Consider the following 11,525-nt stretch of genomic DNA (forward strand, 5'->3'; position numbering starts at 1 on the left):
ACAGGGTCCAGGGCAGGTTCAGATTGTGGTCAACGCCCGCAATCGCTCGATGTCGAGGATTTCGATCTCGCCATAGCCCAAGTGGAGAATGCCCTGGGCTTGCAGGTCCTTGAGGATCTGGTTGGTGGTCTGGCGGGACAACGAGAGCATCAATGCCAGTTGCTCCTGGGGCAGTTGCAGAACTCGGCGCGCCGGTTCGATTTCGCCGTAGCCTTCGGCGATCATCAGCAGGCGGTGGGCCACGCGGGCCGGGGCGGGCATCAGGCTCAGGTGTTCGAGGTTGATGAAGGTCAGGCGCAGTTTGTGACTCATCAACAATGCCAGATGCCGCCAGTAGACCGGTTGCGCTTGCAGGAAGGCCAGCAACGGCGCCTGGGGCACGTGCAGCAGCGTACATTGACCCACCACAACCGCATCATGGGTTCGTGGCTGGCCATCGAACAGGCAGATTTCACCGAACCAGTGAGGTGCCTCCACCACGCTCAGCAACGCCTCCTTACCCTGTTCGTTCACCGCACCGACGCGCACCGCCCCTTCCAGTACGGCATACAGCCCACAGGGTGGATCGCCGCGCTGGAACAACCGGTGCCCCGCTGGCAGGCAGCGCACCCGCGCCATGCCCAGCAGACTATTCTGTAACTCAACAGGCAAATGGCTGTACCAGTGACCGGCCATTAGGTGCGAGTGCCAGGGATGCGCGTTCATGGAGACTCCAGGACAAGTGTCGGCTAGCTGACAGAACATCATGTGGAACCCGGGCATCATGCAGGCATCACCTCAGGAGGAACAACAATGAAAAGCCTCGTCGATCATCTCAGTCAATATGCGGCGTACCACCGTGATCCGCGCAATATCGCCAGCCATTTCATCGGGATTCCGCTGATTTTCGTCGCCGTCGCCGTGCTGCTGTCACGACCTGGTTGGCCGCTGGGCGTGATCCTGATGTCTCCGGCATTGCTGGTGGCCGTGGCCAGTGCCTGGTTCTACCTGCGCCTGGAAGTGCGCCTGGGTGTGCTGATGACGGTGCTGCTGGGCCTGGCGGTATGGCTGGGTCAGACACTGGCCGCACAAAGCACGGCGGTGTGGTTGAGCAGTGGCCTGGGGATGTTCGTGGTGGGCTGGGTGATCCAGTTCGTCGGCCACTATTACGAAGGCCGCAAACCGGCGTTCGTCGACGACCTCACCGGGCTGATTGTCGGGCCGTTGTTCGTGGTGGTGGAAGCGGGTTTCCTGCTGGGGCTTCGCGGCGAACTGAAGCGGGCCATCGAAGAGCGCGCCGGGCCGGTGGCGTTGCGCAACCAGCGTTCGGCGGCGTGAAAAACCATGCCCCTCTGTGGGAGCGAGTCTGTGGGAGCAAGGCTTGCCCGCGAAGGCATCGCCTCGGTCTATCAGCTACACCGAGGTGTTTGCATCGCGGGCAAGCCTTGCTCCCACAAGCTCGCTCCTACAGGTTACAAACTGATCGCAAGATGGTATCGCCACAATCAGTAGTAGGCGTTTTCTTTCTGCGTATGGTCGGTCACGTCGCGCACGCCCTTGAGCTCTGGAATACGCTCGAGCAAGGTGCGCTCGATGCCTTCCTTCAAGGTCACGTCAGCCTGGCCGCAGCCCTGGCAGCCGCCGCCGAACTGGAGCACGGCGATGCCGTCTTCCACCACGTCGATCAGCGAAACCTGGCCGCCGTGGCTGGCCAGCCCCGGGTTGATCTCGGTTTGCAGGTAGTAATTGATGCGCTCGTTGACCGGGCTGTCGGCGTTGACCATCGGCACCTTGGCGTTCGGTGCCTTGATGGTCAGCTGGCCGCCCATGCGGTCGGTGGCGTAGTCGACTACCGCATCGTCCAGGAAGGCTTCGCTGAACGAGTCGATGTACGCGGTGAAGCTCTTGAGCCCCAACGCGGTGTCTTCGGGTTTTTCTTCTCCCGGCTTGCAGTAGGCAATGCACGTCTCTGCGTACTGGGTGCCGGGCTGGGTGATGAAGATGCGGATCCCGATACCCGGGGTGTTCTGCTTGGACAGCAGGTCGGCCAGGTAATCGTGGGCGGCATCGGTAATGGTAATGGCGGTCATGGAAACTCCTCGCAGGCTTGACGGCAGTTTACGCCAATCATCGCGCCGGACAAAGTCCTAGTATTTTTGTCAGGAAAGCGTCCGACGGCACGGGGTTTGCCGCCGGACAGGCCGATCAGAGGTTCTGGTAGCGATTCATGTCCAGCACACCGCTTTCCACGGGCTCCGTTTCCTGGATGTACTGGCTCAGGTCATGGAAGTAATACCAGAACTGCGGGTGACTGCGGCGAATCCCCCAGCGCTCGACAATCCGCTCGAACGCCGGCTCATCCTGGGCACGTTCCATGGCCTCGACGAATGCCGGCACTTGCCCGGCCGGAATGTTGAACATGAAGTTCGGATAGCTGCTGAGCACGCCCGGGTAGACCGTCAGCGTGTCCAGCCCCGGCTGATAGCGCGTTTCCTCGCCCAGCAGGAACGCCACGTTGCTGTGGGCCCGGTTGCGCAGCAGGCTGTAGACCTCACGTTGGCCGCTGGCGGTTTCGATGCGCAACAGGGTCGCTTCCGGCAGTTGGTCGATCACCTTGAGCCCCGCCGCTGGGCGCGACACCAGCCGACTGAGGGCCTGCTCGGCGTTTTGCAGCGCCGGGTCGATGTTCGGGCGCGAGCAGTAGGCACCGTCGCAGCGGTTGATCGGATCGGGATGCGCGTTCAGATCGCCATAACGGACCAGCAGTTGCTGGGCGAAATCAGCCTTGGGGTCGCGTTCGTCAAGCTTGAGGGCGGTCGGCTTGTCATCGTCGATGGCCTCATAATCGAGCCACATCTTGAATTTGCCACCGGCCTGGTACCAGTCGTCGAGGTAGCCTTCCCGGGAGTCGGCCGGCATCAGGCGCAGGAAGTTCTGCTCCGCACCGTTGCGGATCAAATCGAAATACAACCGGGTCTGGGCCTGGTGGGAGACGTTGCCGAACACGTCGAAATTCACCGCCAACTGATAATAGGTACGCTCCAGCAACGGGAAGTCGAACAGCCACATCGTCTGCGGCACCTCCCCGATCAGCCCCTTGGTGACCGAAGCGCTGTCGAAATGCCGGAAAATGCTCAGCAACGCGTTGTCGTTGCCGGCCCATAGCGTCGACCAGCTCGGTGCCGGCAGCTCGGCATAGTTGTCGCGGCGCAAGGCTTCGTACTCGTTGCGCTTGTCACGGTAATCGAGCCACAGGCTGAGGACGCTGCCCACATCGTCGTTCTGCCCCGGCATCGCCAACAGCGGTGTGGCCTGGCCGCGGTAGTTCGGGTCGGTGATGTACAGATCGTGTTCAGGGGCCTGGAACAGCGCCCAGAAATTGTCGCGGATCACGTCCGTGGCGATCTGGCCCCGGCACACCGGCCCGCGGATGAACGTCCGCACGAAATACTCGGCGTTATCGAGCATGAATTGGTAACGGGCCTGGGCCGGAATCGCTTCGAAGGTGGAAAACGGGTTGGCCCGGCGCTCCGGACCGTAGCCCGGCAACGCGGTGACCTGCCACTTGCCGCTGTAGAACAGGCTCTTGATCCGCGCCATCTTCGCCGCGCTCAAGCCGTAGGTGATGTGGGTCTTGTGCACGATCACCCCTTGCACCGGCCAGAGCCGATAATAGACGCGGGTGCCAGGATCGTCGTTCGGACGGCGGGTGTTGATCAGGTCAATGGGCTGGCCGGTGGGCGTACGCGAACGCACCCATTGGAAGAAATGCCCCGGCTCGCCGTCCTTGAAATAGATATGCGCCAGGAACCAGTGTTCGAACAACCAGCGCCCCACCAGGCTTTCCCGGGCGCCGGGGGCGTTGAGCAGGTTTTCCCACTGCACCACTTGCAAGGCTTCGGCGGCGCTCGGGGCCAAGGCCTGCTGGTCGATCGGGGCGCCGGCGGCCAGCCAGCGCTGCAGGGTCTGGTATTGCTGGTCGGTCAGGCCGGTGACCGCCAGCGGCATGCCTTCGCGGGGATGCGCAGCGGCGTATTCGTCGAACTGCCCCGGCATCGGGCAGGTGTTGTCACGGTTGAGCCCAAGCACGATGTCTTCCGGCAATTTGGCGTTGGGCTGCAATGGCGTACGGTGCCCCAGTTCCAGCATCCGCGCCATCAACGCCGCCTGGCTGCCCTGGGCATCGAGCACCGAATAGAAACCTTTGCGCTGCCAGGCCCGCTGGCCGGAGGCATCGTAGAACAGACGGGTCGGTTCGGCCGCCTGGCGTCGCTCGCCGTCATACACCGACAGCTTGCTCGCCCCCCGTGCCGCCCCTTCGCCGCTGCCCAGGTTCAATTGGCAGGCGGAGTCGTAGCAGGCATGACAGGCCACGCATTTTTCCGTGAAGATCGGCTGGATGTCGCGGGTGTAGGAGATCGCCGGAACGGGATCCCCGGCGGCTGCGCTAAAAGACAACGACAGCAGCAGACTGCCGAATAAGACGCGGTACGGCATGTCTCGGGTCCCTAAGAGATAGTCCGGCGATTCTACCGGGCCAACATCGCCTTGCAAACATGAGCGATATTCATGCAAAAGCCCCTCATGATCAAATCCTGCGCAGGTTTGCTATCATCCCGGCCTTCGTAATGGTCTTTTTTTCCAGGTAGTCCTATGTCCGATCGCAGCGCTCGCCTTTATCTTCTCCAGCAAGCCCTCAAGGAACGCATCCTGATCCTCGACGGCGGCATGGGCACGATGATCCAGAGCTACAAGCTGGAAGAACAGGACTACCGCGGCAAGCGTTTTGCCGACTGGCCGAGCGACGTCAAGGGCAACAACGATTTGCTGGTGCTCAGCCGTCCCGACGTGATCGGTGCCATTGAAAAAGCCTACCTGGATGCCGGCGCCGATATCCTGGAAACCAATACCTTCAACGCCACCCAGGTGTCCCAGGCCGACTACGGCATGCAGGGCCTGGCCTACGAGCTGAACCTGGAAGGCGCACGCCTGGCCCGCCAGGTGGCTGACGCCAAGACCCTGGAAACCCCGGACAAGCCGCGCTTCGTCGCCGGCGTGCTCGGCCCGACCAGCCGCACCTGCTCGCTGTCGCCGGACGTGAACAACCCCGGCTACCGCAACGTCACCTTCGACGAACTGGTGGAGAACTACACCGAAGCCACCAAGGGCCTGATTGAAGGCGGCGCGGACCTGATCCTGATCGAGACCATCTTCGACACGCTGAACGCCAAGGCGGCGATCTTTGCCGTGCAAGGGGTCTACGAAGAACTGGGCGTCGAACTGCCGATCATGATCTCCGGCACCATCACTGACGCCTCCGGCCGCACCCTCTCCGGCCAGACCACCGAAGCCTTCTGGAACTCGGTGGCCCACGCCAAGCCGATCTCCGTGGGCCTGAACTGCGCCCTCGGCGCCAGCGAACTGCGCCCGTACCTGGAAGAGCTGTCGAACAAGGCCAGCACCCACGTATCGGCCCACCCCAACGCCGGCCTGCCCAACGAGTTCGGCGAATACGACGAACTGCCGGCCGAGACGGCCAAGGTCATCGAAGAGTTCGCCCAGAGCGGCTTCCTGAACATTGTCGGCGGTTGCTGCGGCACCACCCCGGCGCACATCGAAGCCATCGCCAAGGCCGTGGCCGGCTACGCGCCGCGACCGATTCCAGAGATCCCGCGGGCTTGCCGCCTGTCGGGCCTGGAACCGTTCACCATCGATCGCAGCTCCTTGTTCGTCAACGTCGGCGAGCGGACCAACATCACCGGCTCCGCCAAGTTCGCCCGGTTGATCCGCGAGGACAACTACACCGAAGCGTTGGAAGTGGCCCTGCAGCAGGTCGAGGCCGGCGCCCAGGTGATCGACATCAACATGGACGAGGGCATGCTCGATTCGAAGAAGGCCATGGTGACCTTCCTCAATCTGATTGCCGGCGAACCGGACATTTCCCGCGTACCGATCATGATCGACTCCTCCAAGTGGGAAGTGATCGAAGCCGGCCTCAAGTGCATCCAGGGCAAGGGCATCGTCAACTCCATCAGCATGAAGGAAGGCGTCGAGCAGTTCATCCACCACGCCAAGCTGTGCAAGCGCTACGGTGCCGCCGTGGTGGTGATGGCGTTCGACGAAGCCGGCCAGGCCGACACCGAGGCGCGCAAGAAGGAAATCTGCAAGCGTTCCTACGACATCCTGGTCAACGAAGTCGGCTTCCCGCCGGAAGACATCATCTTCGACCCGAACATCTTCGCCGTCGCCACCGGTATCGAAGAACACAACAACTATGCCGTGGACTTCATCAACGCCTGCGCCTACATCCGCGACGAACTGCCGTACGCGCTGACCTCGGGCGGCGTGTCCAACGTGTCGTTCTCGTTCCGTGGCAACAACCCGGTGCGCGAGGCGATCCACTCGGTGTTCCTGCTGTATGCGATCCGCGCGGGCCTGACCATGGGCATCGTCAACGCCGGCCAACTGGAGATCTACGACCAGATCCCGGCGGAACTGCGTGACGCCGTGGAAGACGTGATCCTCAACCGCACCCCCGAAGGCACCGACGCCCTGCTCGCCATCGCCGACAAGTACAAGGGCGACGGCAGCGTCAAGGAAGCGGAAACCGAAGAATGGCGCGGCTGGGAAGTGAACAAGCGCCTGGAGCATGCGCTGGTCAAGGGCATCACCACCCACATCGTCGAAGACACCGAAGAGTCGCGACTGTCGTTCACCCGGCCGATCGAGGTCATTGAAGGCCCGCTGATGGCTGGCATGAACATCGTCGGCGACCTGTTTGGTGCCGGCAAAATGTTCCTGCCCCAAGTGGTCAAGTCCGCCCGTGTGATGAAGCAGGCCGTGGCCCACCTGATTCCGTTCATCGAGGCGGAAAAAGGCGACAAGCCGGAAGCCAAGGGCAAGATCCTGATGGCCACGGTCAAGGGTGACGTCCATGACATCGGCAAGAATATCGTCGGCGTGGTGCTCGGTTGCAACGGCTATGACATCGTCGACCTGGGCGTGATGGTGCCAGCGGAGAAGATCCTGCAGGTGGCCAAGGAGCAGAAATGCGACATCATCGGCCTGTCCGGCCTGATCACCCCGTCCCTGGATGAGATGGTGCATGTGGCGCGGGAGATGCAGCGCCAGGACTTCCATCTGCCGCTGATGATCGGTGGCGCCACCACCTCCAAGGCCCACACGGCGGTGAAGATCGAGCCCAAGTACAGCAACGACGCGGTGATCTACGTCACCGACGCCTCCCGCGCCGTGGGCGTGGCGACCCAGTTGCTGTCCAAGGAACTCAAGCCGGCGTTCGTCGAGAAAACACGCCAGGACTACATCGAGGTACGCGAGCGCACGGCCAACCGCAGCGCCCGCACCGAGCGCCTGAGCTACCCCGCGGCCGTGGCCAAGAAGCCACAGTTCGACTGGAGCAGCTACCAGCCGGTCAAGCCGACCTTCACCGGCGCCAAGGTGCTGGACAACATCGACTTGAACGTCCTGGCCGAATACATCGACTGGACACCGTTCTTCATCTCCTGGGACCTGGCCGGCAAATACCCGCGCATCCTCACCGACGAAGTGGTCGGCGAAGCCGCCACCGCGCTGTACGCCGATGCCCGGGCGATGCTGCGCAAGCTGATCGACGAGAAACTCATCAGCGCCCGCGCCGTGTTCGGCTTCTGGCCGGCCAACCAGGTGCATGACGACGACCTGGAAGTCTACGGCGACGATGGCAAGCCACTGGCGCGCCTGCATCACTTGCGCCAGCAGATCATCAAGACCGACGGCAAGCCGAACTTTTCCCTGGCCGACTTCGTCGCGCCCAAGGACAGCGGCGTGACCGACTACGTGGGCGGCTTCATCACCACCGCCGGCATCGGCGCCGAAGAAGTCGCCAAGGCCTACCAGGAGGCCGGTGACGACTACAACTCGATCATGGTCAAGGCCCTGGCCGACCGCCTGGCCGAAGCCTGCGCCGAATGGCTGCACCAGCAGGTGCGCAAGGAGCATTGGGGTTATGCCCGGGACGAGAGCCTGGACAACGAGGCGCTGATCAAGGAGCAGTACACCGGCATCCGCCCTGCCCCCGGCTACCCGGCCTGCCCGGATCACACCGAGAAGGCTACCTTGTTCCGCCTGCTCGATCCCGAGGCCAACGAACTGAAAGCCGGCCGCAGTGGCGTGTTCCTCACCGAACACTACGCCATGTTCCCGGCGGCAGCGGTCAGCGGCTGGTATTTCGCCCATCCCCAGGCGCAATACTTCGCCGTGGGCAAGATCGACAAGGACCAGGTCCAGAGCTACACCGCGCGCAAGGGCCAGGATTTGAGCGTGACTGAGCGTTGGCTGGCGCCGAACCTGGGCTACGACAACTAAGCGCCCTCAAAAGATCGCAGGCTTCGCCAGTTCCTACAGGGTTTTGTGTGTTCCCGTAGGCGCTGGCGAAGCCTGCGATCTTTTTTTGTCTATGCTTGTCCCACACACATGGCAGACGAGGGATTTATGGACGATCCAGTCGACAACAAGCCGCCGACCCTGTTGCAGATGATGCACAGCGTGCTGGCCGCCGCCTTCGGCGTGCAGAGTGGCAAGAACCGCGCCCGGGATTTCACCCACGGCAAGCCGAGTCACTTCGTGATATTGGGGATCGCGTTCACGGTGATCTTCGCCTTGACGCTGTTCGGCATCGTCAAGCTGGTGGTGCATCTGGCGGGGTTGTAACGTTCTCCAACACAACACATGACCCTGTGGGAGCGAGCTCGCTCGCGATGACGGTGCGCCAGTCGACATCAATCCGACTGAACCACCGCTATCGCGAGCAAGCTCGCTCCCACAGGTTTTTCATCGCCAGGGATAACCGTTTATTGGTGACTGACCCAGAACACTGCGGTGCCCACCACCAGGATAATCAGGAACAAAATGGCCCAGGCATCAACAGTACTGTCGCTTTTCCTTGCTTTGGTCGGATTGCTCATTGCATCGCCTCTTGTCGGTTTTGTAGGTGATTGCATAGGGACTCGACCACAGTTAAGACGATGATTGCCCGTACGACAAATGTGGGTTAGGCAATAATGAATCTCATTAGTCGATTTGGTTCTTTACATATACTCAAACATCACTTTTGCGCATAACTCAAAACAGGTATCTTGCACCGGCTCCTCTAGGAGTGCGCGGCCGTGCGCGCAGAATTGCCGAGGCAGAACCCGATTCCAGCGAGCCAACATGCAGCTGTTTCTGATCGGCCCAAGCCTGAGACCGAGACTTATATGTACGTATATGACGAGTACGATCAGCGAATCATCGAGGACCGCGTCAAGCAGTTCCGTGATCAGACCCGACGCTATCTGGCAGGCGAGCTGAGCGAAGAAGAATTCCGCCCTCTGCGCTTGCAGAATGGCCTGTATATCCAGCGCTTCGCCCCGATGCTGCGCGTGGCTGTGCCTTATGGCCAGCTGACTTCGCGTCAGGTGCGCAAGCTGGCGCAAATTGCCCGTGACTATGACAAGGGCTATGCCCACATCAGTACGCGGCAGAACGTCCAGTACAACTGGCCGGCCCTGGAAGATGTGCCCGAGATCCTGGCCGAGCTGGCCACCGTGCAGATGCACGCGATCCAGACCAGCGGCAACTGCCTGCGCAACGTCACCACCGACCAGTTCGCCGGTGTCGCGGCCGACGAGTTGATCGACCCGCGGCCATGGTGCGAAATCGTTCGCCAGTGGACGACGTTCCACCCGGAGTTCGCCTACCTGCCGCGCAAGTTCAAGATCGCCATCAACGGCTCGAGTTCGGACCGTGCGGCTATCGAAGTCCACGACATCGGCCTGGAGACGGTCTACAACGCAGCCGGCGAACTGGGCTTCCGTGTGCTCGTGGGCGGCGGCCTGGGGCGTACCCCGGTGGTTGGCGCGTTCATCAACGAGTTCCTGCCGTGGCAGGACCTGCTGAGCTACCTCGACGCCATCCTGCGGGTGTACAACCGCTACGGCCGTCGTGACAACAAGTACAAGGCGCGGATCAAGATCCTGGTCAAGGCCCTGACGCCTGAAGTGTTCGCCGAGAAGGTCGAAGCCGAGATGGCTCACCTGCGTGGCGGCCAGACCACCCTGACCGAAGCCGAAGTGCATCGCGTCGCCAAGCATTTCGTCGATCCAGACTACAAGGCCCTGAGCAATCAGGACGCCGAGCTGGCAGCCCTGGACAAGGAACACCCGGGCTTCGCCCGCTGGCGTACCCGCAACACCCTGGCCCACAAGAAGCCGGGTTATGTCGCGGTGACCCTGTCCCTGAAACCCACCGGTGTGGCACCGGGCGACATCACCGACAAGCAACTGGACGCCGTGGCCGACCTGGCCGAGCGCTACAGCTTCGGCCAGCTGCGCACCTCCCACGAGCAGAACATCATCCTGGCGGATGTTGAACAGAGCCAGTTGTTCACCCTGTGGGGCGAGCTGCGCGAACAAGGTTTCGCCACCCCGAACATCGGCCTGCTGACCGACATGATCTGCTGCCCGGGCGGCGACTTCTGCTCCCTGGCCAACGCCAAGTCGATCCCTATCGCCGAATCGATCCAGCGCCGTTTCGATGACCTGGACTACCTGTTCGACATCGGCGAGCTGGACCTGAACATTTCCGGCTGCATGAACGCCTGTGGTCACCACCACGTCGGCCACATCGGCATCCTGGGCGTGGACAAGAAAGGCGAAGAGTTCTACCAGGTCTCCCTGGGCGGCAGCGGCAGCCGCGACGCCAGCCTGGGCAAGATCCTCGGCCCGTCGTTTGCCCAGGATGACATGCCTGACGTGATCGAGAAGCTGATCGACGTGTACATCGAACAACGTACCGCGGACGAGCGCTTCATCGACACTTACCAACGTATTGGCATCGACCTCTTCAAGGAACGCGTCTATGCAGCGAATCATTAAGAACAACGAGGTCATCGACGAAACCTGGCACCTGTTGCCCAAGGACGCGACCCTCGATGGCATCTCCAACTGCGACGACCTGATCGTGCCACTGGCCCTGTGGCGCGATCATGCCCATGCCCTCAAGGCCCGCGACGGCGGCCTGGGTGTGTGGCTGGACGCCGACGAGGAAGCGGAAGAAATCGGTGATGACGCCAACCAGTTGCAAGTCATCGCCCTGAACTTCCCGGCCTTCACCGACGGGCGCAGCTACTCCAACGCCCGCCTGCTGCGTGACCGTTATGGTTTCAAGGGTGAATTGCGGGCGATTGGCGACGTGCTGCGCGACCAGCTGTTCTACATGCGCCGCTGCGGTTTCGACGCCTTTGCCTTGCGCGCCGACAAAGACCCCTTTGAGGCCCTCGAAAGCCTCAAGGACTTCTCGGTGACCTACCAGGCTGCCACTGACGAACCGCTGCCACTGTTCCGTCGTCGCTGAAACAGCCCCATGAAAAAGCCCTGATCCGGGTGTGCCGGTTCAGGGCTTTTTTTGTTTTCGGTGCCTTGATCCACCTCACTCCCACAAAGGGATAGCGGTGAACCCGAAGCTTCAGCCCGCCTCAGAACCCCTGTGGGAGCGAGCTTGCTCGCGAT

General features: G+C 61.9%; 8 protein-coding genes. 5 read left to right on the forward strand and 3 right to left on the reverse strand.

The genetic code is table 11. The annotated features are described in order from the left end of the window. Window positions 1-18: 18 nt before the first annotated feature. Window positions 19-705, reverse strand: a complete 687-nt coding sequence (locus J4E53_RS27545) for a Crp/Fnr family transcriptional regulator (RefSeq protein ID WP_060739757.1) — start codon at window positions 703-705, stop codon at window positions 19-21. Window positions 706-792: 87 nt separating this feature from the next. Between J4E53_RS27545 and J4E53_RS27550 the strand changes: the two genes are divergently transcribed. Further along, entirely contained in the window at window positions 793-1,317 is a 525-nt protein-coding gene (locus J4E53_RS27550; protein WP_103309793.1) for a DUF962 domain-containing protein, read from the forward strand. Window positions 1,318-1,484: 167 nt separating this feature from the next. Here J4E53_RS27550 and nfuA read toward each other — a convergent pair whose 3' ends face one another. After that, on the reverse strand, window positions 1,485-2,069 hold the full coding sequence (gene nfuA / locus J4E53_RS27555; RefSeq protein WP_003182850.1) for a Fe-S biogenesis protein NfuA: 585 nt from the start codon (window positions 2,067-2,069) through the stop codon (window positions 1,485-1,487). A gap of 115 nt (window positions 2,070-2,184) precedes the next feature. Next, on the reverse strand, window positions 2,185-4,476 hold the full coding sequence (locus tag J4E53_RS27560; RefSeq protein WP_060738118.1) for a fatty acid cis/trans isomerase: 2,292 nt from the start codon (window positions 4,474-4,476) through the stop codon (window positions 2,185-2,187). A 156-nt stretch (window positions 4,477-4,632) separates the two neighbouring features. On the opposite strand from J4E53_RS27560, the gene metH reads away from it, so the two are divergent. From metH to J4E53_RS27580, 4 genes are all read left to right on the forward strand, one after another. Then, window positions 4,633-8,343: a methionine synthase gene (gene metH, locus J4E53_RS27565; protein ID WP_103309483.1), complete on the forward strand. Its 3,711-nt coding sequence runs from the start codon at window positions 4,633-4,635 to the stop codon at window positions 8,341-8,343. A gap of 126 nt (window positions 8,344-8,469) precedes the next feature. Next, window positions 8,470-8,688: a DUF2970 domain-containing protein gene (locus J4E53_RS27570; RefSeq protein ID WP_024781254.1), complete on the forward strand. Its 219-nt coding sequence runs from the start codon at window positions 8,470-8,472 to the stop codon at window positions 8,686-8,688. Between the two features lie 545 nt (window positions 8,689-9,233). Further along, window positions 9,234-10,892, forward strand: a complete 1,659-nt coding sequence (locus J4E53_RS27575) for a nitrite/sulfite reductase (RefSeq protein WP_060738120.1) — start codon at window positions 9,234-9,236, stop codon at window positions 10,890-10,892. Beyond that, a complete protein-coding gene (locus J4E53_RS27580) occupies window positions 10,876-11,370 on the forward strand; it encodes a DUF934 domain-containing protein (protein ID WP_103309485.1) in 495 nt (164 codons plus the stop codon). The genes J4E53_RS27575 and J4E53_RS27580 overlap by 17 nt, the downstream gene beginning before the upstream one ends. Window positions 11,371-11,525 lie beyond the last annotated feature (155 nt).

The sequence above is a fragment of the Pseudomonas sp. FW305-28 genome (assembly GCF_017351395.1).
Lineage (GTDB): Bacteria > Pseudomonadota > Gammaproteobacteria > Pseudomonadales > Pseudomonadaceae > Aquipseudomonas > Aquipseudomonas fluorescens_AA.